The following is a 20,068-nucleotide window of genomic DNA, read 5'->3' as shown; positions in this document are numbered from 1 at the left end:
CGTAACGGAACGCGCCGTCCGCAACCGACCCAGTCGACGGGAGAAGCGATGCCGATCCTGGAACCATCCCGCCCCGTCCGGACCGTCACCCTGCCACCGCGGGAGGCCCGCCACGGCGGCCGGGCGGACGTCCTGGTCGTCGGCGGCGGCCCGGCCGGCACCGCCGCGGCCTATGCGGCGGCCGACGCCGGCGCCGACGTCGTCCTCGTGGAGCGCTACGGCTTCCTCGGCGGCAACGCCACCGTGGCGCTGGTCATGCCGCTGATGTCCTTCCACAACGAGCAGAAACAGGCCGTGTTCGACGAGAGCGGGGACCACAGCAGGCTGCTGCCCACCGACCACGGCGAGGGCGATCCGGTGGTGGCCGGCTTCCTGTGGCTCCTGCTGGACCGGCTCACCGCACGCGGCGGCTGCATCCCGCCGTCCCCCGAGACCGGCTACACCGTGCCGTTCGACCCGGAGATCTACAAACTCGTCCTCCTCGACCTGCTCGACGAGGCGGGCGTGCGCATGCTGTTCCACTCCTTCGCCTCCGCCGCGCTGCCCCTCGACGACGGCTGGCGGGTGGTCTTCGAGACCAAGTCGGGCCCGGTGGTGATCGACGCCGGTGTCGTCGTCGACGGCACGGGGGACGGTGACATCGCCGTCGCCTGCGGGGCGCCGTACGAGATCGGGCGGCCGGAGGACGGGCTGGTGCAGCCGATGACGCTGATGTTCCGCGTCGTCGACTTCCTGCAGCCACGCTTCTCCGAGTACGTCGGCGAGCATCCCGACCAGTGGCGGGGCGTGCACGGGCTGTGGGACCTGGTCCAGGAGGCCACCGAGGCGGGCGAACTGCGCCTGCCGCGTGAGGACATGCTGTTCTTCGGCACCCCGCACCCCCGCGAGGTCAGCGTCAACAGCACCCGGGTCACCCGGGCGCTCGGCACCGATGTGTGGGACCTCAGCCGCGCCGAGTACGTCGCGCGCCGCCAGATGGAACAGATCGACCGCTTCCTGCGCGGGCACGTGCCCGGCTTCAAGAAGTCGTACGTGGCGCAGAGCGGGGTCCAGATCGGCGTACGGGAGACCCGCCGCATCCTCGGCGACTACCACCTGACCGGCCATGACATCCTCGCGGCGCGCGCGTTCCCGGACGCCGTGGCACACGGCGCCTACCCCGTCGACATCCACAACCCCAGGGGCAGCGGCACGGTCCTCAAACGCGTCCCGCGCGGACGGTTCTACGACATCCCCCTGCGCTGTCTGCTGCCCAAGGACACCGACCGCCTGCTGGTCGCCGGGCGCTGCATCTCCGGCTCGCACGTGGCGCACTCGTCCTACCGCGTCATGCCCATCTCCATGGCGACCGGCCAGGCGGCCGGGGTCTGCGCCGCCCTGTCCGTACGGCTCGGGCGCAGTCCCCGCGAGGTGCCCTACCACCTCGTCCAGCGGGCGCTGCGGCGCCAGGGCGCCCACCTGAGCCTGGACCCACGGGAACCCGTGTCGCAACGCGGCTGACCCACCGGCCACTTGACGCCCCGAGCGTCGGCGCGGTGAGCGCGCGGCCTAGGGTGCGGGCATGACCTCGCAGCCCTACCTCTCCGAACTCTTCTCGCTGGACGGCCGGGTCGCCGTGGTGACCGGCGGCAGTTCCGGCATCGGCCGCGCCATCGCCGAGGCCCTCGCACGCGCCGGAGCGAGCGTCGTCGTCGTGGCCCGCCGAGAGGCGGAGTTGGCCGCGACCGTCGGCGAACTGGCGGCCCACGGCTGCCGAGCGGCCCGGGTGAGCGCCGACCTGAGCACACGCGACGGCGTGCGCGCGGCGGCCGAGGAAGCGGTCGGCGCGTTCGGCGAGCCCGACATCCTCGTCAACTGCGCCGGGATCAACCTGCGGCCCCCGCTGGGGGAGTCGGGCGAGGACGTGTGGGACACCACGATGGCCGTGAACCTGGAAGCGCCCTACTTGCTGGGGCAGCGGTTCGGGCCCGGCATGGCCGAACGGGGCTTCGGGCGGATCATCCACATCACCTCCCAGCAGGCGCACCGGGCGTTCGTGCAGAGCGGCGCCTACGGCGTCTCCAAGGGGGCGCTGGAGTCGCTGGCCCGGTCCCAGGCCGAGGCATGGTCGCCGTACGGCGTCACGTGCAACACGCTCGTGCCGGGCTTCGTGATGACGCCCCTCAACGCACGCCTGTCGTCCGACCCCGAGAAGGTGGCGGCGCTCGCCGCGCGCACGATGGTCGGGCGCAACGGACTGGCCGAGGACTTCGCCGGTGCGGCGGTGTTCCTCGCGAGCCGTGCCTCCGCGTACGTCACCGGGCAGTCGATCTTCGTCGACGGCGGGTTCTCCGTGCACTGAGCCCGGCCGGGGACCAAGCAGACCGATCGGTCAGTCCCGCAGGTCCAGCCGCATCAGGATGCGGGGATGACCGGCCAGGACCGAGGTCGTGTCGGCCGCGTGGACGAACCCGGCGCGTTCGAAGTTCTTCCGGAGCCCGGCGTACGCCATCGTCAGGTCGACCTTCGCGTCACCGTTGTCGACGGGGTACGCCTCGATCACCGGCGCGCCCCGGTCGCGGGCGAAGTCGACCGCGCCGGCGATGAGGGCGTGCGTGATCCCCTGCTTGCGGTGGCCGGGGCGGACGCGGATGCACCACAGCGACCAGACCGGCAGGTCGTCGACGTGCGGGATCTTGCGGCCCCGCGCGAAGGACGTCGCCGAGCGCGGCGCCACGGCGGCCCAGCCGACCGGCTCGTCCCCGTCGTAGGCGAGCACCCCCGGGGGAGGGTCGGCCCGGCACAACCCGGCGACGTACTCACCGCGGGCCGGCCCGCGCAGTTCGTTGTTGAGCTTGGACGGGATCCGGTAGCTCAGGCACCAACACACGCTTGCCTGGGGCGACTTCGGACCCAGCACCGCACGGACGTCCTCGAAGACGGAAGCCGGGCGAACCTCAATGGCCATGGCACCACCCTGTCACGCGGCCGGGCGCACGCGCACGGCTCGGTCGTCACGCCGGGGCGTGGAACGCGTGCAGCATGTCCGCGACCCGCGTGTCGGAGACCTGGCCGAAGTCCTCGTACCACTCACCGACCGCGTGCAGGGACGACGGCTGCACCAGGCACACGAGGTCGTCGCATTCGCCGCGGACGGCGGCCGTCGTCCGCGGGCTGCCGACGGGGACCGCCAGGATCAGCCGGGCCGGACCGTGGCGGCGCAGGAAGCGCAGCGCCGCCGTGGCCGTCAGGCCGGTGGCCAGGCCGTCGTCGACGAGGACGACCGTGCGCCCGTGGACGGACGGGGCGGGGCGGCGGCCGCGGTACACGTACTCGCGGCGATGCAGTTCGTTGCGTTCGCTCGCGACGACATCGCCGAGCCGGTCCTCGGACAGATGCATCATCGCCAGGCCCTGCCGGTCGTACAGCGGAGGATCGTCGGCGACGATCGCGCCGATGACCGTCTCCGGACGGATCGGGGTGCTGATCTCGCGGGCGACCAGCACGTCCAGCGGAGCGTGCAGGGCCCGGGCCACCTCCGCGGCGACGGGCACGCCGCCGTTCGGCAGGGCCAGCACGAGCAGATTGATCAGGTCACCGGAGTCGGCCCACTCGACCAGCCGCAGGGCGAGTTCCCGTCCGGCGTGGGTACGGTCGCGGAATGGCACGGCGCTCATCCCCTCGTGGTCGGCGCAGCCCGCCGAGTTCCCGGCGCGGGACGCGGCGAAACAGGGCCACGGCCGCCACCGGCCCGCCTGGCCGCATATGGGTCCGGCATCGCGTGTCGCCCGCGCCCGGATGGGTACTGCGGCGCGCATGACTGACATCGAACTCACCAGCCCAGCGTTCGAGGATCACGCGATGATCCCGCGTCGTCACGCCCTGGAGGGACAGAACGTCTCACCGCCCCTGACCTGGTCCGGAGTGCCCGACGAGGCGGCGGAGCTGGCCCTGCTGTGCGAGGACCCGGACGCGCCGTCGGGAACCTTCGTCCACTGGCTGGTCACCGGCATCGATCCGCACACGGACGGCTTGCCGGCGGGCGAGACGACCCCGGGCAGCCACCCGCACAGGAACGGCTTCGGAGAATCGGGATGGGGCGGCCCGCTGCCGCCGGTCGGCGACGACGCGCACCGGTACTACTTCCGCCTCTACGCCCTTCCGGGGCCCGTCTCCGTCCCGGAGGCGGCCTCGGCCGAGGAGGCGCACCAGGTGCTCGACCGGCAGCAGCTGGCCAGTGGAACACTCGTGGGCCTCTACCAACGCTGACGGCCGCCCATCCGGCCGGTACGCCGGGCTGCGCACGCGCCGCGCAGAGCGCATGGTGGTGGCATGAGCACGCGTCCCCCAGTGGTGGTGCAGCCGCCCGCGTCGGACGGCGGGCGTCAGGTGACGATCCGCGGAGAGCCGGCCGGCATCGCGTACAGCCTGTTCGACGTGCTGGACCTGCTGCACCGCGCGGGCCTGCCCGGCGAGGACCGGGCCGTCGACGACCCCGAGCTGATCGAGTGGCGGGGCGGCGGACCGTACGACTGGAACGACACGGAATCTCCCGACGCACCTGAAGCACCCGACACACCTGATACGCCGAACGGGTGAACGCGGACACCGCCCTCGTACAGCGCGAGGCCACCCCGGTAGCGGCTACAGGTCCAGTGCCCGATCCGGGTGGGGACGGAACACGGGGTGATAGCTCTCCGGCGGCGCCAGATAGCTGACTGGCAGCCCGCCGGTGTCGATGACGATCTGGTCGACGGCGATGCCCGGGTCGACCATGAAGATCCGCAGAATGTGCTCACCGGGCTCGTCCACCGTCACCGTGGCGGTCAGCTTCTCGACGCCGTCCTCCACGTTGCGGGCCCAGGCGTCGCCCCGGTTGCCGGTGGCGACGGACTGGCCCGCGAGGACGGTGGCGGGCCGGTCGTCGAGCGCGACGGCCAGCCGGCGGTGGCCGCGCTCGTCGAGGGACGGCAGCCGGAAGACGGTGACCGGGAAGGTACCGGCCCGGCCGAAGCGCACCCGGTACCTCAACTCCGGCGCCCTGGTGGCGAAGTCGGCGGTGACGGGGGCCGCCGTCGACGGCACCGCCTCCAAGGCGCCTGTACGGCGGCCCAGCCCACGCACCACCCGCCAGTGCGCCCCGTCCCGCGCGACCCGCTGGTCGGCGTGGACGGCGTCGATCGAGACGTACCCGTGGGCCTCCACGAACCCCCGGGCCCGTCGGCGTGTCCGCTCACCGTCGTTGACCACCCGCAACGGCACCTCGACCCGCTGCCCCGACCCGCAGACGACGACCGTGGCGTCGTAGGCGCCCTCCGGCATCCGCGCCCAGTCGAGCTCCACCCACACCCGGGTCTGCTCGGTGAGGGAGCCGCCCGTCGAGCTGAGCAGCACCCAGGGGTGGCTCGCCTCGGCCGACCAGTCGAGCGGCAGGAAGCCGGTGTTGAAGACGTCGAGGAAACGCCGGTCCCGGGTGTAGGAGGAGAAGGACAGCGGGCGGTCGGCGCCAGTCTCGTTGCCCTCGGCCGCCACGCCGAGTCCCGAGGTCGCCTGCCGGGCGACCCGGGTGACGGGCGGCCGGCCGGGCGCCTTCGGAATCTGGGAGGGGTACGGGTTGACGATCCCGTCCCATTTCCCGCCCGCCACCTCGGTGTTGTACCGCTTGGTCAGCGCCGCTTCCTCGGCATGGGCCGCCTCGGCCAGGTCCGCGAAGCGGTTGGTCCCGGCCCCGCGTCCCTGCCGGACCGCGAGCGCGTTGCGGTCCGCCCAGTAGTACTTCAGGTTCATCAAGTACGCGCCGTGCACCGGGTATTCGACGAGTTCGAAGAAGGCGTCCCGGTACCGCTCGGGCACCTTGGCCCCCACCGCCCGCACCCGGGCGAGCAGCCGCTCGTACGCGGCCATGCGGCGGCCCGCCTCGTCGCCGTGGTGGATCACGGAGAACACCCCGCGGTCGATGAACTCCGGGCGCCGCTCCGCCGCGAGCCGGTAGTACTCGGTACGGATCGTGGCGATCTCCCGGCCGTACCGGCGGCCGAACTGCCGCCCGGCCCACTCGGCCAGGAAGTCCTCGACGTCGTCGGCGTCCCAGCGGTCCACGTCCCAGGCCATGTCCATGGAGAAGGACAGGCCGGTCTCGATCGACTTGACGTCACCGACGTTGAAGATCCACATCCGGTCGACGCCGTGCTCGTACACCCGCCGTAATTCCTGCCAGACCTTGGCGAGTTGGGTGGTGTCCAGCCACAGATAGCTCTTCGGGCGGCCCCAGTAGGACAGGTGGTAGTAGATGCCGTTGCCGCCCGCACGCCCCCGCTCGGCGTCGTTCGGCAGCTGGCGCATGTTGCCGTGGTTGTCGTCCGGCCAGATCAGCGTGACGTCGTCGGGGACCTTCACGCCCGCGTTGTACAGCTCCAGGACCTCCTTGTACGGAATGAAGATCTGCGGCTCGACGGCCGCCCCGACCTCCTCGGCCAGGATGCGGCGCTGGTCGGCGATGATGTCGTTCATCACCGCGACCTTCTCGGGAACGGTCGTGGCGTACTTGGTCTCCAGCGCGCTGTCGTGCAGGCCGCGCATGCCGATCGTCCAGCTGCTCTCGTACATGGCGTTCTGTCTCGCCCGGGCTCTCCAGTAGTCGGAGATGACGGCCGGATTCACCGTGTAGTCGTACACCGGCAGGGTGCCGTCCGCGCCCCGGTGCTCCTGCGCCCACGGCTCCCACTCGTGCACGCCGTTGCGCAGCAGGGCCTCGGGGTGGCTGGAGCCGACGACGATGCCGTAGCGGTCGGCCAGTTCGGGGTTCTCGCGGTGCTTGTTGAAGAAGTCGGAGTACGGATGCATCGCCGGCCACAGGTAGTTGGCCTTGAGGCGGAGCAGCAGCTCGAAGACGCGCTTGTACGTCTCGGGGCCGATGTTCTTGTCCGGCTCCTGGGTGCGGTGCGACCAAGTGGTCAGGTTCTGCTCGTCGTTGATGAAGATGCCCCGGTAGCGGACGGACGGCTCGTACCGCTTGAGCGGGCCCGCGGGCACCGTCACGGTGTCACGCCGCTCGACCGGGACGTCGGCCCACCAGTACCACGGGGAGACGCCGATGCGCTCCGAGGTGTCGTAGATGCCGTAGACCGTGCCGCGCCGGTCGCTGCCCGCGATCACCAGGGCGCGCTCCACGCCGGGCAGCGGACGCTCCACCACCTGCGACACCGACGCCTCCCAGCGCCCCTTCACCCGCGAGACGTCCAGACGTCCCTGTGCCACGAGCCGGTCGACGACCGGGCTGGCGCCGAGGGTCCCCACCAGGACCAGGCCCGCGGCGCCAGCCTCCGGGAGCGTGTGACCGAGCCGGGGCCGGACTCCGCTGACCCGTTCGACGTCCGCCTGGAGATCGCCGGCCGCGCGGATCACCGCGGGGTCGTCCGCCGCGTCGACGTACAGGTCGACGGCGGCGCCGCCCCGCACCAGCGGGAAGTCGGGCCGGCGCGACGCGGCCCGGGCGGGGGCGGCCGTGGCGAGGACGCCGGGCAGCAGCGGGGCCGCTCCGGCGGCGGCCAGTCCCCGCAGGAACGCCTTGCGGGACGGTTGGGACTGCTGGGGCTGGCGAGACAGGCGGGACGGGCGGGGCGATTCGGGGTGCGGCACGAGACGCTTCCTTTCCGCGCGTACGTGAGCGTGGCATGCGTTGACAGGGCGTGCGGGGGCGTGGGTGCGGTGGCGTGGCGCGCGTTGGCATGGTCAGGCTAGAAAGCGCTTGCCATCCCGAACCCTAGGCCAGCCCGTCCGAGCGGTCCAGACCCCGCGGTGCCGGAAGCCGGGCGAGGCCTGTGGTGTGTCCGGTGCCGGAGGGCGGGGTACGCGGCGACGGACGGAAGGGGAAACCCATGCAGTTCCGTGACCGCAGGGAGGCCGGGCAGGAGCTGGCGGAGCAGCTGCGCATCCGGCAGGAGAAGGGCATCCTTGCGCATCCCGTGGTCCTGGCGTTGCCGCGCGGCGGCGTCGCGGTCGCGAGGGAGATCGCCCGGGTGCTTCAGGCCCCGCTGGACGTGCTCGTCGTCCGCAAGATCGGGGCCCCGTTCCACGAGGAGTTCGGGGTCGGCGCGCTCGCGGGCGACGGCCCTCCGCTCTTCGACGAGCAGACGTTGTACCGGCTGGGGCTGAGCGAGGCCGATCTGGCGCCGGTGGTGGAGCGGGAGCGCAAGGAGCTGCGGCGGCGCGAGGAGCGTTATCGGCAGGGCCGACCGGCGCCACAGCTGCGCGACCGTACCGCCATCGTCGTCGACGACGGCGTCGCCACCGGCTCCACGGCACGCGTCGCGGTGCGCGCCGTACGACAACAGGAGCCTGAGCGACTGGTCCTGGCCGTACCGGTCTGCGCACCGGAGGCGGCCGAGGAACTGCGGCACCTGGTCGACGAGTTCGTCTGTCTGCACCAGCCGAGGCTGTTCAGCGCGGTCGGTGAGTGGTACCAGGACTTCGGCCAGCTGACCGACGCCGATGTGCTGGAGGCGTTGCGCGGCGACTGAGGCTCCGCCGCCCCACGCCCCACGCCCGACGCCGAGGAGGACCGGCCGGGCGGGGGCGGTTCATGCGGTGGGGCGGGCAGGGTCTTCGCCAGGGTCCAGGGTGAGCAGCTGTGACAGGTCCCAGGGCCGCCGTCCCGCTGGAGCTCGGCGGTCGCATCAGGACGCCCCCTGAGCCGGCCGAACACCGGCACATTGACGCCGTACGTTCAACCTGAACAGTTGGAGGTACTTCGCTTCAGCGCGGCACCCGAACATGGTGAAGCCCTCACGAACCGTGACGGCAACAACCATGAGGGGACCGCACTATGAAGAAACTGGCCGCCCTGGCCATGACCGGTGTGATCGTCGGCGGCAGCGTGCTGGTCACCGCGACACCTGCCGCCGCAGCCACCGGCAGCTGGCGTGCTTACGGCAACACGAACCCGATCACCTCCAGTTCCAGTACGTGGCGTTGCGCCGGCACCAAAGCGCTCGCCACCGATGTGGGCGCGCAGGTCTGCGCGGTCAGGTCGGCGAGCGGGGGCTCCGTGCAGGGGGCGGTGATCGTGCGTAACAACCGGTCCAGCCTCTACTCCGTCGCGGCAGCGATGGACCTGTACAACTCCTCCGGCAAGCTGGGCGAGTGGGTCTGCTCGTCCTCGGGGGTCGGGGCGAACTCGTGGTCGGTCTGCTTCGGGCAGACCCTCTCGCAGAGCGGCTCGGTGGACTCGGTGGGGATCGCCAATGGTGTGAACCTCGGCATATCGCCGAAGGTCTGAACCTGAGCTCGTCGAAGCGGCACGCGTCGTGCCGGGTCCCAACGTCCGAGTCGCTGAGCTGCGAGGAACGTGACGTTCGCCCCTCTCGCGGCGTGGGCGGCGTTGTTCCTGGGTGTGGTGATGGTCCCGCGATCAACGGGACCATCACCACCGTCGCGTCTGCAGGAACTGGGCGTCAGGGGATCCGGTACCTCGCAAGAGCCCCCGTCTGCCGGTACTCGGCGGGGCCACCGCGCGGCCACCCGGAGATTCGGCCACCAGCTCGGCGCAACGGCCCCCGTGACCCTCCACCAGACACCGGGCCAACATGTGGGCCGACAGCTCGGCCCACACACCCCCGCCCTGGTGCTGGGGCGGCGACTGGACGTACTTGCGTCCAACCGGATGGCGCGTGCGCTGCTCACCGACTTCGACGCGCTGCCGCACCGCGAGCGGAACCTGATGCGGTTCATGTTCTGCGACGAGACCGCCAGCTCGCTGGCTACGCACTGGGACACCCACGCCCAGGACATCGTCGCCTCGCTCCGGCGCGACGCCGGACGCCATCCCCACGATCCACTGCCGGCCGAACTCGTCGGCGAACTCTCGATCGCGGATGAGGACTTCCGCCGCTGGTGGGCCGACCAGAACGTATATACAACCCGAGACCTCGCACGGGCAGCACGCAGATCATTAGACATGGAACACCGAATGCGACCTGCCCGTTCGTGCCGCGCAGCAACTCCCGACACGTAGTCAGAGGTTGAAACTCAAGCTGAGCACGCCGTCCGCGCCGAGGGCGAGGGGGACGCCGGGGCTGATGTGGTCGAGGGTGGTGTGCAGCCAGGTGCGGTCCTCGGGCGCGGCGGGCTCCAGGCGCATGCGGCGGGCGACCAGGGGCACCATCCGCAGCTCGGTGAGTTCGCCCGTGCCCGCCGCCACCGTGACCAGGTGGGCGATGCGCAGGTCGTCGCGGTAATGCTCGTAGCCGGGGATGCCCTCGTAGTCGTCGACGAAGTCGCCGCAGCCGTGCAGGATCAGCCGGTTCCGGTAGACCTCGACGGGGCGGGGGTGGTGCGAGGAGTGGCCGTGGACGACGTCGGCGCCGCCGTCGACCAGGGCGTGCGCGAAGCGGCGATGCTCGCGGGGGACGAGGTAGCCCCAGTTGGAGCCCCAGTGCACGGATACGACGACGATGTCGCCGGCCCGCTTCACCTGCCGTATGTGCCGGACCGCGGCGGCGGCCGTGGCGGGCGAGAGCTCGGGCAGGTAGGCGACGCCGGGGAGGTCCGCCGTCGCGGCCCAGTGGGCGGGGATGCCGCTGTCGCCGGCACCGAGGGCGAACACGAGCACGCGGCCGCCGTGGGGGAGCGGGAGCGCCACGGGCGCGTAGGCCTCGTCGGCGCTGCGCCCCGCGCCCGCCGTCCGCAGGCCCGCCCCGTGCAGCACGTCGAGCGTCTCCTCCAGGCCCGCGCGGCCGAAGTCCTGCACATGGTTGTTGGCCAGCACGCAGACATCGGGCCGGGCCACCGTGAGCGCGGGCAGGTTGGCCGGATGCATGCGGTAGTGGACCGCCTTGCCGGGCTCGAACGCGTCGCTGCGCGTGACGGACGTCTCCAGGTTGACGATCCGCACGTCCGGTTCGCTCGCCTCCAGCAGCCGCAGCGCCTCGCCCCAGGGCCAGGACGGATCGACCGGCGCCGGGATCGGGCCGTTCACCGCCTCCGCCATGCTCACGTAGGACCGGGCGTCCGTGACGTACCCCTCCCGCAGCACCGGGTCGCCGGGCCGGGCCAGGATCTGGTCGACGCCGCGTCCGAGCATCACGTCACCGCAGACGAACAGCGTCACCGTGCCGCCGCTCATGTCTCAACGGTACGGTCCCGGACGCCTGGACCCCCAGGTCCCGGACCCGTGGGCCCCGTGAGTCACCGGCCCCATGGACCGCACCTCCCCGGCCGCGTCGCCCCGCACGTCACCTCCCCACCTTGCACCGCCCCGGCAGGCACCTCGGATGCCCCAGCCCCCCGCGATACGGAGCCCCCCACGCGGGTACCCCGCACCTGCGATGCCGGTGCGGGAGACCGCCGAGCCGAAGTGCGGGAGACCGCCGAGCCGAAGTGCGGGAGGCTGCCATGGAACTGGTCCAGGAAGCTCCCCACCGCTTCCGTATCGACCCGCACGGCCCCATGCGGGTGCCGGGCGTGGTGTTCGCGTCCCGGAAGCTGCTGAACGACGCCGAGAAGTCACTGGAGCAGGTGGTCAACGTGGCCACGCTGCCGGGCATCGTCGGCGCGTCGTACGCCATGCCCGACATCCACTGGGGCTACGGCTTCCCCATCGGCGGCGTCGCGGCGACCGACGTGGCCGAAGGCGGGGTCGTCTCGCCCGGCGGGGTCGGCTTCGACATCTCCTGCGGGGTACGGCTGCTCGCCGCCGACACCGACCGGGCGGGGCTCGGGTCCGCGCTGACCGACGTGATGGACGGACTGGACCGGGCCATCCCGCGCGGCGCCGGCCCCGGCGGGGTGTGGCACCTGACCGGCCCCGGCCAACTGGAGCGGATCCTGCGGGGCGGCTCCCGGTACGCCGTGGGGGAGGGGCACGGCGAGGACCGCGACCTGACGCGCTGCGAGGACGGCGGTGCGGTAGCCGACGCCGACGTGGACCAGGTGAGCGCCCGCGCGAGGGAGCGCGGGCTCGGGCAGGTCGGGAGCCTCGGTTCCGCCAACCACTTCCTCGAGGTGCAGCGCGTCGACGAGGTGTACGACGAGACGGCCGCCGCCGCGTTCGGGATCGCCGTCGGCCAGGTGTGCGTGATGATCCACTGCGGTTCCCGCGGCCTCGGTCACCAGATCTGCACCGATCACGTCCGGCTGATGGACCGCGCGATGACCCGCTACGGCATCAAGGTCCCCGACCGCCAGCTGGCCTGCACGCCGGTCGAGTCGCCGGAGGGACAGAGGTACCTCGGCGCGATGGCCGCCGCCGCCAACTACGGCCGCGCCAACCGTCAGCTGCTGTCCGACGCGGCCCGCAAGGTCTTCCGCCACACCACGGGCATCCGGCTGTCCCTGGTGTACGACGTCTCCCACAACCTCGCCAAGATCGAGACCCACCCGGTCGCCGGCTCCCGCCGCACTCTCTGCGTCCACCGCAAGGGCGCCACCCGCGCCTTCCCGCCCGGCCACCCGGACCTGCCCGACGACCTGCGCGAGGTCGGCCAGCCGGTGCTGATCCCGGGCACGATGGGCACCGCCTCGTACGTTCTGGTCGGCGTGGCGGGCGGAGACGCGTTCTCCTCCACCTGCCACGGTGCCGGCCGCGTCCTCAGCCGCCACCGGGCCGCCCGCGCGGTGGGCGGCCGTGAACTGCGGGCCCGGCTGGAGTCGGCGGGCATAGCGGTACGCCCGCGGTCGCTCCGAGGCCTCGCGGAGGAGACACCCGAGGCGTACAAGGACGTGAGCGAGGTGGTGGCGGCGAGCGAGGGGGCACGGCTGTGCCGGACCGTGGCCCGGCTGGTGCCGCTGGGGGTGGTGAAGGGCTGAGGAGGGAGCGGGCGGTCGTACCCGGCCGTACGGCTCTCGTAGCCGCTGCGGACCTGTACCCCTCACACGTCCACGGTCACCGCGCACGACCACCCGTACGGGTCCGGCCCGATGCGCAGCCCGTGCCAGGAGATGCCCTTCGGGGAGGCGCCGGTGACCTCCACGTCCGTCAGCTCGACGAGCGCGAGGCGTACGTCGAGGTCGCCGTCCGTCGTGTCGGCCTCCAGGTCGACGGGCACGCGGCCGTCCACGTCGAGGCGGAAGACGACCTCGTCCAGGAGCGCCGTCAGCAGGCCCTCGTCGCTGTCCTGTTCGAGCCGCACCCGCTCCACCGAGGTGGGCCGTACAGCCGTCACGTCCGCGAAGCACTCCACCATGCCCAGCGCGGCCTCGACCAGACAGCGCTCCCGGCTCACGCCCCACGCCTCGACGCGGACGTCGGCCGTGTGCGGCACCGCCCGGTGGCCGCTGGCGCCGAGCCGTCGTGTCTGGATGTCGTCGTCGGTGTCGCCGACCATCTGCACTCACCTCTGATCCACTCGGCCGGCCAGGCCCAGGAGGTCGTCTCCCACGAGGGGCGTACGCCGATAGGGGTACCCGCGTGGGGGCACCCGTACCGCTGAGGGCGAAGGAGCGGACCGTGCCGGACATGGAGGAGGACGAGGCGCGCCGCCGGTTCGCCGCTGCCCGGGTCGCGCGACTGGCGACGGTCGACCCGATGGGACGCCCGCACCTGGTGCCCGTGGTGTTCGCCCGGCGCGGCGACCGGATCGTCACCGCCGTCGACCGCAAGCCGAAGCGCTCCGAGCGGCTCGGGCGGCTGCGCGACATCGCCGGGCACCCGGCGGTCAGTCTGCTCGTGGACGTGTACGACGAGGACTGGGCCCGTCTGTGGTGGGTCCGGGCCGACGGCGACGCCCGGACCCTGTTGCCCGACGCGTCCGACGAGCGGACGCGGGACGAGTACGCCGTCGCCGTCGGACTGCTGCGGCGCAAGTACCCCCAGTACCGGAATCAGCCCCCGGCGGGCCCGGCGATCGTGATCACCGTTGTCCGCTGGAGCGGCTGGCGGGCCTCGTAGACCGGCGCGTGCGCCCGCCCTTGTGGGTCGGCGCGTGTGCGCCCGCGAATCCGGCCCCGCAGACCCATTGACCCCTGCCCGGCCACGAACATAATCTCCGTCCTCATATGTAGACGACGTCTTTATATGAGGACCCCGTTCGTCGGGGTGAACGCGGCCGACGTTCAAAGGAGAACCGCAACATGCCGCTCGTGGTGGTGGGGATCAGTGTTCTGGTCCTGCTCGTGCTGATGACCAAGCTCAGGCTGAACGGCTTCGCCGCCCTGCTCCTGGTGGCCGTGGGCGTCGGCCTGGTGCAGGGGATCGGGCTGGAGAAGATCCCGGACGTCCTCGCCGAGGGCATCGGTGACCAGATCGGCGACACCATGCTCACCATCGGGCTCGGTGCCATGGTCGGCCGGGTGATGGGCGACTCCGGCGCCGCCCAGCGGATCGCCGGCCGGCTCCTCGATGTGTGCGGGCCGCGCTGGGTGCAGGTGGCCATGGTGCTGACGGCCATGCTCATCGGCGTGACGATGTTCTACGAGGTGGCCTTCGTGATCATCGTGCCGATCGCCTTCACCCTCGTCCGGGTCACCCGCTCGAACCTGCTGTGGGTGGGGTTGCCCATGTCGATCGCCCTGTCCACCATGCACAGCTTCCTGCCGCCCCACCCCGGCCCCACCGCGGTGGCCGCCACCTTCCACGCCTCCGTCGGACTCACCCTGTTCTACGGCCTGTTCATCGCCGTCCCGGCCGGCGCGCTCATCGCCCTGCTCTGGCCGCGCCTGCCCTTCGTCCGGGCGATGAACCCCGCCCTCCCCAAGGGCCTGGTGAGCGAGCGGGTCTTCGACGACGACGAGATGCCCGGCCTGGGCTGGTCACTGTCCATCGCCCTGCTGCCCGTCGTCCTCATCGCCGGGGCCGCCGTGACCGACCTGGCCGCCTCCGGGGACAGCGGACCGCTGCACTTCGTCGCGTTCATCGGCTCCGCGCCGATCGCCCTGCTGCTGACCCTGCTCGTGGCCGTCTGGGCGTTCGGCCCGCGCATCGGCCGCAGCCTCGCCGAGGTCAGCGCCTCGTGCAAGGAGGCCGCCCAGGCGATGGCGATGATCCTGCTCGTCATCGGCGCGGGCGGTGCCTTCAAGAACGTCCTGGTCGAGGGCGGGATATCGGACTACATCAAGGACGCCACCGACGGCTGGTCCATCTCCCCGATCCTCCTCGCCTGGCTGATCGCCGCCATCCTCCGCGTCGCCCTCGGCTCCGCGACCGTCGCCGTCGTCACCGCCTCCGGCGTGGCGCTGCCCCTGCTCGCGGGCAGCGGCGTCCACCCCGAGGTGATGGTCCTCGCCGTCTCCTGCGGCTCGATCGCCTTCTCCCATGTCAACGACCCGGGATTCTGGATGTTCAAGGAGTACTTCAACCTGTCCGTCCTGGACGCGATCAAGGCGCGCACGACGTACACGACGGTGCTCGCGATCCTCGGTCTGGGTGGCGTACTGGTGCTGGAACAAGTCCTGGACGCCCTGAACATCTGACCCTCTCCGCCCCGCCCCACTCCACCCCGTCGCCACTCACGAGAAGGGCACCGGCCCCGCAATGAGCCAACCCGTCGTCACGAAGTTCGCCGTCCATCCGGTCGCCGGCCACGACTCCATGCTCCTCAACCTCTCCGGCGCGCATGCCCCGTACTTCACCCGCAACGTCGTCGTCATCGAGGACTCCGAAGGGCGCACGGGCCTCGGTGAGGTGCCCGGCGGGGAGAAGATCACACGGACCCTGCGCGACGCCGAATCCCTGGTCGTCGGCGCACGAGTGGGCGACTACAAGCGCGTCCTGCGCGCGATCGAGGCGACCTTCGCCGATCGTGACGCGGGCGGCCGCGGCGCCCAGACCTTCGACCTGCGGACGACGGTCCACGCGGTCACCGCCGTCGAGTCGGCGCTCCTCGATCTGCTCGGGCAGCACCTGGAGGTCCCGGTCGCCGCCCTGCTGGGCGACGGCAAGCAGCGCGACGCCGTACGGGTCCTCGGTTACCTCTTCTACGTCGGCGACCCGGACCGGACCGACCTGGACTACGTCCGCGAACCCGAAGCGGACGTCGAGTGGTACCGCATCCGGCACGAGGAGGCGCTGACCCCGGAGGCGATCGTCCGGCAGGCCGAGGCCACCTACGACCACTACGGCTTCCGTGACTTCAAGCTCAAGGGCGGTGTCCTGGCGGGCGCGCAGGAGGTCAAGGCCGTACAGGCCCTCAAGGAGCGCTTCCCCGAGGCACGAATCACCCTCGACCCCAACGGTGCCTGGTCCCTGCGCGAGGCCGTCGAGCTGTGCCGCCCGCTCGTCGGCACGCTCGCCTACGCCGAGGACCCCTGCGGGGCGGAGGGCGGCTACTCGGGCCGGGAGATCCTCGCGGAGTTCCGCCGGGCCACCGGGCTGCCCACGGCGACCAACATGATCGCCACCGACTGGCGTCAACTGGCCCACGCGCTGGCCCTGCAGTCGGTCTCCATCCCGCTCGCCGACCCGCACTTCTGGACCATGCAGGGCTCGGTGCGCGTCGCCCAGCTGTGCAACGCCATGGGGCTGACCTGGGGATGTCACTCCAACAACCACTTCGACATCTCCCTGGCGATGATGGCCCACTGCGGGGCGGCGGCCCCGGGCGAGTACAACGCCCTGGACACGCACTGGATCTGGCAGGAGGGACGGGAACGGCTCACCGTCGAGCCGCCCACGATCACCGGCGGCGAGGTCGCCGTGCCGGACACGCCCGGACTGGGGGTCCGGCTGGACCAGGACCGGCTCCTGACGGCGCGGCAACTGTACGAGGAGAAGGCCCTGTCGGGCCGGGACGACGCCGTCGGGATGCGGTACCTGATCGACGGCTGGACCTTCGATGCGAAGCGGCCCTGTCTGGTGCGCTGAATCTCCGATCCAGGCCTGGTCGTCAGGCGGCCGCATCCGCGCGAACGTCGGGCGGTGGTACCGGAGTTGACCGGTGACGGGACTGCCGCGCCCGGCGCCGCGCAGCCGGAGGTCGACCGGTGCGACGCGGAGGCGCGGACGCTGCTCGGCGAGGACGGATTCACGCAGGCCGCGGCGGCGATGCGCCCTGGGGCCCCGAGGCGGGCGTGGGCCGGGCCTTCATGTCGTCCGGTTCCGTCCGGCTGCCGTTCCGTACTCCCGCCACTATCGTGAGGTCATGTACTCGACGCGGGTCTCCCGGCACGTCAACGCCTCGCGCGAGGCCGTGTACCGGGCTCTGCTGGAGGCGGACGCCATCGCCAAGTGGCGGGTACCGGACGGTATGACCGGGCATGTGCACGAGTTCGACGGCCGGGAAGGCGGGACGTTCCGCGTCTCGCTCACCTACGACGTGCCGACCGGCACGGGCAAGTCGGACGCGCACACCGACACCTACCACGGCCGCTTCGTGAAACTCGTGCCGGACGAACAGGTCGTCGAGGAGGCCGAGTTCGAGACCGACGACCCCGCGCTGCGCGGCACGATGAGGATGACCACCACCCTCACCGACGCGGACGGCGGCGGCACGGACGTCCTCGTCGTCCACGAGGGGGTCCCCGACGCCGTGCCACCGCAGGACAACGAGACGGGCATGCGCATGTCGCTCGCGAACCTGGCCCGGCTCGTGGAGGCCGAACCGCGGTGACCTCCTCGGAGAACTGACCGGCAACCTCTGCGCGCCCGGTGGCGACTGACCGGTCGAGGGGCCTCCCGGCCTCCCCGATCGAGAACGAGAGCCACCGCATGAGCACGAGAGCAACGACCCGAGGATCGCACCGCAAGAGACCCGGCCACCGCCGCCACGTGCTGGTCGGTGCCGCGGCGACGGCCGTCGTAGCGGTGGCCGTCACCGCCGGTGTGCTGCTGACCTCGCTCACCTCCGGGCCCGGCGAGGACGACATGGCCGGCGGCACGAGCCGGACACCGGCCGTGCCGAGCGCCTCGCCGTCGTCGCCCACGAAATCCGCTCAGGCATCCCCGTCACCCTCGAAGGCATCACCCTCCGCCTCCCTCTCCGCCACCCCGCGCAAGAGCTCCAAGCCCTCCCCGTCCGCCACCCCGGCGCGGTCGACCGGTACCCGCCTCGCCGCCTGGCCCACCCCCACCGCCGACAAGCCGGTGACCACCACCATCGAGGTCTCCGGCAGCTACGACGGCGGCCTCAAGCGCTTCCACGGCTCCGGAGCCCTCGGCGGCGACGGCCAGGACGAGGACCAGGGACCGCTCTTCGAACTCGCCGACGGAGCCACCCTGCAGAACGTGATCCTGGGCTCCCCGGCCGCCGACGGCGTGCACTGCCTGGGCAGCTGCACCCTGCGGAACGTGTGGTGGCAGGACGTGGGCGAGGACGCGGCGACCTTCAAGGGCACGTCGGCGTCGGCGACGTACCTCGTGACCGGCGGCGGCGCGCGCAAGGCGGACGACAAGGTCTTCCAGCACAACGGCGCCGGAACCCTGACCATCGAGAACTTCCAGGTCGAGGACTTCGGCAAGCTGTACCGCTCGTGCGGAAACTGCGACACGCAGTACGAACGGCATGTCGTCATCAGGAACGTGAAGGCGACCGGCCCCGGCAACGCCCTCGCCGGGATCAACACCAACTACGGCGACACGGCGACCCTTTCGGGCGTGCGGATCGTCGGCGACGGCGGCCGGGACATCACCGTCTGCGCCCGCTTCGAGGGCAACGACTCCGGCGCCGAGCCCAGCGAGACCGGCAGCGGCCCGGACGGCACGCACTGCCGGTACGGCTCGTCGGACATCACCTATACGTGATCTTTGCCTGGGGTTCGCCGCACGTATGAAAGCGCTCGCTTGCATGGGTGTGTATGGACACCGAACTGCTGTCAGGGCTGCGCGTCGACTACACCGACCAGGACGACCCCGTACTGATCCGGCCGGACGGCAGCCCGGTGGACACCTGGCGCGAGAACTACCCGTACCAGCAGCGCATGGAGCGCCCGGAGTACGAGTGGCACAAGCGGCTGCAGCAGATCGAACTGCTGAAGCTGCAGAGCTGGATCAAGGAGACCGGCCGCCGTCTCGTCATCGTCTTCGAAGGGCGGGACGCGGCCGGCAAGGGCGGCACCATCAAGCGCTTCACGGAGCACCTCAACCCGCGCGGCGCCCGCGTCGTGGCGCTGGAGAAGCCGACCGAGCGTGAGCGCGGGCAGTGGTACTTCCAGCGGTACGTCGAGCATCTGCCGACCGCCGGCGAGATCGTCCTGTTCGACCGCTCCTGGTACAACCGGGCCGGTGTGGAGCGCGTGATGGGCTTCTGCACGGACGACGAGTACCGGCGCTTCATGCGGCAGGCCCCGGCCTTCGAGCGGATGCTGGTGGACGACGGCGTCGACCTGATCAAGTTCTGGTTCTCGGTGTCCCAGGGGGAGCAGCGCACCCGGTTCACCATCCGCCAGGTCGACCCCGTACGGCAGTGGAAGCTCAGCCCCATGGACCTGGCGTCGCTGGACCGCTGGGAGGACTACACCGCCGCCAAGGTCGCCATGTTCCGCGAGACGGACACCGAGCACGCGCCCTGGACCGTGGTGAAGAGCAACGACAAGAAGCGGGCCCGCGTCGAGGCCATGCGCAGTGTGCTGGCCCGCTTCGACTACACCGACAAGGACGAGGAGGTCGTCGGCATCCCCGACCCCCGGATCGTCGGCGCGGCCGCGGGCCTGCTGGAGGCGGGTGAGGACGACTGACGGAGCGCTCAGCCGCGGGGCAGCACCGTGACGCGATGGAAGTTGCACTCGTTCCCCGCCGGGCGCCCGGCGGGGGAGGGCCGGTTCTGATGGGCCTTGAGCGCGGCGCTGACCAGGCTCATCAGCAGGTCCACATCCGTGTCGCAGTCGAGATGGACGGTCACCCAGTCCGAGCCGGGGACCAGCCGGATCGCGGTCGACTCCCGCAGGTCGTCATGGAAGCGCCGGATGGCCGACACCGTCAGATGCAGGTCCACGTCCCGGTCGGAGTGGAAGTGCACGATGTCGCTGTGGACGGAGCGCAGCGCCCGTCCTGCGCCGCAACTGGCCGGGCCCGAGCTGAGGTCGGGCCAGACTTCCAGTCGTTCCATGGCGCGTTGGGCCGGTGTCATGACCCCATAGTCACCCGATCATCGCGCCGCAACCAGAGGTTGAGCGATTCGTAACCGGGGCGTGAGCTGTCTGACAGCGGCCCGTAGCCGACCGT

19 protein-coding genes and 1 pseudogene are annotated in these 20,068 nt (G+C 71.6%); 14 read left to right on the top strand and 6 right to left on the bottom strand.

Translation table 11 applies throughout. The features are described from left to right. The first annotated feature begins 48 nt into the window (after window positions 1-48). Window positions 49-1,500 carry an FAD-dependent oxidoreductase gene (locus ACIREI_RS11300; protein ID WP_403330414.1) on the top strand — a complete coding sequence of 484 codons (1,452 nt, stop codon included), beginning with the start codon at window positions 49-51 and terminating at the stop codon, window positions 1,498-1,500. A 61-nt stretch (window positions 1,501-1,561) separates the two neighbouring features. Beyond that, the gene (locus ACIREI_RS11295; RefSeq protein ID WP_403330412.1) at window positions 1,562-2,341 is read left to right on the top strand and encodes an SDR family NAD(P)-dependent oxidoreductase; all 780 of its coding nucleotides are present in this window, start codon (window positions 1,562-1,564) and stop codon (window positions 2,339-2,341) included. Window positions 2,342-2,371: 30 nt separating this feature from the next. Here ACIREI_RS11295 and ACIREI_RS11290 read toward each other — a convergent pair whose 3' ends face one another. Together ACIREI_RS11290 and ACIREI_RS11285 are read right to left on the bottom strand one after the other, a co-directional pair. Next, complete coding sequence (locus ACIREI_RS11290) at window positions 2,372-2,947, bottom strand: GNAT family N-acetyltransferase (RefSeq protein WP_403330409.1); 576 nt, start codon at window positions 2,945-2,947, stop codon at window positions 2,372-2,374. A 46-nt stretch (window positions 2,948-2,993) separates the two neighbouring features. After that, complete coding sequence (locus ACIREI_RS11285) at window positions 2,994-3,647, bottom strand: phosphoribosyltransferase (protein ID WP_403330899.1); 654 nt, start codon at window positions 3,645-3,647, stop codon at window positions 2,994-2,996. Window positions 3,648-3,795: 148 nt separating this feature from the next. On the opposite strand from ACIREI_RS11285, the gene ACIREI_RS11280 reads away from it, so the two are divergent. Both ACIREI_RS11280 and ACIREI_RS11275 read left to right on the top strand, forming a co-directional pair. Continuing rightward, complete coding sequence (locus ACIREI_RS11280) at window positions 3,796-4,248, top strand: YbhB/YbcL family Raf kinase inhibitor-like protein (RefSeq protein WP_403330406.1); 453 nt, start codon at window positions 3,796-3,798, stop codon at window positions 4,246-4,248. Between the two features lie 63 nt (window positions 4,249-4,311). After that, the gene (locus ACIREI_RS11275) at window positions 4,312-4,578 is read left to right on the top strand and encodes a hypothetical protein (RefSeq protein WP_403330403.1); all 267 of its coding nucleotides are present in this window, start codon (window positions 4,312-4,314) and stop codon (window positions 4,576-4,578) included. 45 nt (window positions 4,579-4,623) lie between these two features. Here ACIREI_RS11275 and ACIREI_RS11270 read toward each other — a convergent pair whose 3' ends face one another. Beyond that, a complete protein-coding gene (locus ACIREI_RS11270; protein ID WP_403330896.1) occupies window positions 4,624-7,530 on the bottom strand; it encodes a glycosyl hydrolase 115 family protein in 2,907 nt (968 codons plus the stop codon). 326 nt (window positions 7,531-7,856) lie between these two features. Between ACIREI_RS11270 and ACIREI_RS11265 the strand changes: the two genes are divergently transcribed. The 3 genes from ACIREI_RS11265 (at window position 7,857) to ACIREI_RS11255 (ending at window position 9,991) form a co-directional block, all read left to right on the top strand. Next, window positions 7,857-8,498 carry a phosphoribosyltransferase gene (locus tag ACIREI_RS11265; RefSeq protein WP_403330401.1) on the top strand — a complete coding sequence of 214 codons (642 nt, stop codon included), beginning with the start codon at window positions 7,857-7,859 and terminating at the stop codon, window positions 8,496-8,498. A gap of 305 nt (window positions 8,499-8,803) precedes the next feature. Further along, window positions 8,804-9,256, top strand: a complete 453-nt coding sequence (locus ACIREI_RS11260) for a hypothetical protein (RefSeq protein WP_403330398.1) — start codon at window positions 8,804-8,806, stop codon at window positions 9,254-9,256. Window positions 9,257-9,535: 279 nt separating this feature from the next. Beyond that, entirely contained in the window at window positions 9,536-9,991 is a 456-nt protein-coding gene (locus ACIREI_RS11255; RefSeq protein ID WP_403330395.1) for a hypothetical protein, read from the top strand. Here ACIREI_RS11255 and ACIREI_RS11250 read toward each other — a convergent pair whose 3' ends face one another. Continuing rightward, entirely contained in the window at window positions 9,992-11,101 is a 1,110-nt protein-coding gene (locus ACIREI_RS11250; RefSeq protein ID WP_403330394.1) for a CapA family protein, read from the bottom strand. 269 nt (window positions 11,102-11,370) lie between these two features. Here ACIREI_RS11250 and ACIREI_RS11245 point away from each other — a divergent pair, with 269 nt between their 5' ends. After that, window positions 11,371-12,783: an RtcB family protein gene (locus tag ACIREI_RS11245; RefSeq protein ID WP_403330391.1), complete on the top strand. Its 1,413-nt coding sequence runs from the start codon at window positions 11,371-11,373 to the stop codon at window positions 12,781-12,783. 62 nt (window positions 12,784-12,845) lie between these two features. Here the strand turns inward: ACIREI_RS11245 and ACIREI_RS11240 are convergent, their stop codons facing one another. Further along, the gene (locus tag ACIREI_RS11240) at window positions 12,846-13,301 is read right to left on the bottom strand and encodes an archease (protein ID WP_403330389.1); all 456 of its coding nucleotides are present in this window, start codon (window positions 13,299-13,301) and stop codon (window positions 12,846-12,848) included. A gap of 122 nt (window positions 13,302-13,423) precedes the next feature. On the opposite strand from ACIREI_RS11240, the gene ACIREI_RS11235 reads away from it, so the two are divergent. From ACIREI_RS11235 to ppk2, 6 genes and pseudogenes are all read left to right on the top strand, one after another. After that, complete coding sequence (locus tag ACIREI_RS11235; RefSeq protein WP_403330386.1) at window positions 13,424-13,864, top strand: TIGR03668 family PPOX class F420-dependent oxidoreductase; 441 nt, start codon at window positions 13,424-13,426, stop codon at window positions 13,862-13,864. Window positions 13,865-14,031: 167 nt separating this feature from the next. Further along, window positions 14,032-15,384, top strand: a pseudogene (locus ACIREI_RS11230) (gluconate:H+ symporter); the annotation flags it as partial. A gap of 61 nt (window positions 15,385-15,445) precedes the next feature. Beyond that, a complete protein-coding gene (locus tag ACIREI_RS11225) occupies window positions 15,446-16,774 on the top strand; it encodes an enolase C-terminal domain-like protein (protein ID WP_403330383.1) in 1,329 nt (442 codons plus the stop codon). Between the two features lie 277 nt (window positions 16,775-17,051). Then, window positions 17,052-17,519, top strand: coding sequence for an SRPBCC family protein (locus tag ACIREI_RS11220; RefSeq protein ID WP_403330381.1), 468 nt, complete (start codon window positions 17,052-17,054; stop codon window positions 17,517-17,519). A gap of 98 nt (window positions 17,520-17,617) precedes the next feature. Further along, window positions 17,618-18,649 (top strand): pectate lyase, encoded by a 1,032-nt coding sequence (locus ACIREI_RS11215; RefSeq protein ID WP_403330379.1) that lies wholly within the window; start codon window positions 17,618-17,620, stop codon window positions 18,647-18,649. Window positions 18,650-18,702: 53 nt separating this feature from the next. Beyond that, window positions 18,703-19,581 (top strand): polyphosphate kinase 2, encoded by an 879-nt coding sequence (gene ppk2, locus ACIREI_RS11210; protein ID WP_403330376.1) that lies wholly within the window; start codon window positions 18,703-18,705, stop codon window positions 19,579-19,581. Window positions 19,582-19,589: 8 nt separating this feature from the next. Here ppk2 and ACIREI_RS11205 read toward each other — a convergent pair whose 3' ends face one another. Beyond that, window positions 19,590-19,973 (bottom strand): luciferase family protein, encoded by a 384-nt coding sequence (locus tag ACIREI_RS11205; RefSeq protein WP_403330373.1) that lies wholly within the window; start codon window positions 19,971-19,973, stop codon window positions 19,590-19,592. Between the last annotated feature and the right edge of the window lie 95 nt (window positions 19,974-20,068).

It is taken from the genome of Streptomyces sp. NPDC093591 (assembly GCF_044764885.1).
GTDB lineage: Bacteria > Actinomycetota > Actinomycetes > Streptomycetales > Streptomycetaceae > Streptomyces.
The sequence above is the reverse complement of the archived record's forward strand: the minus strand, read 5'-3'. Positions and strand labels throughout refer to the sequence as shown.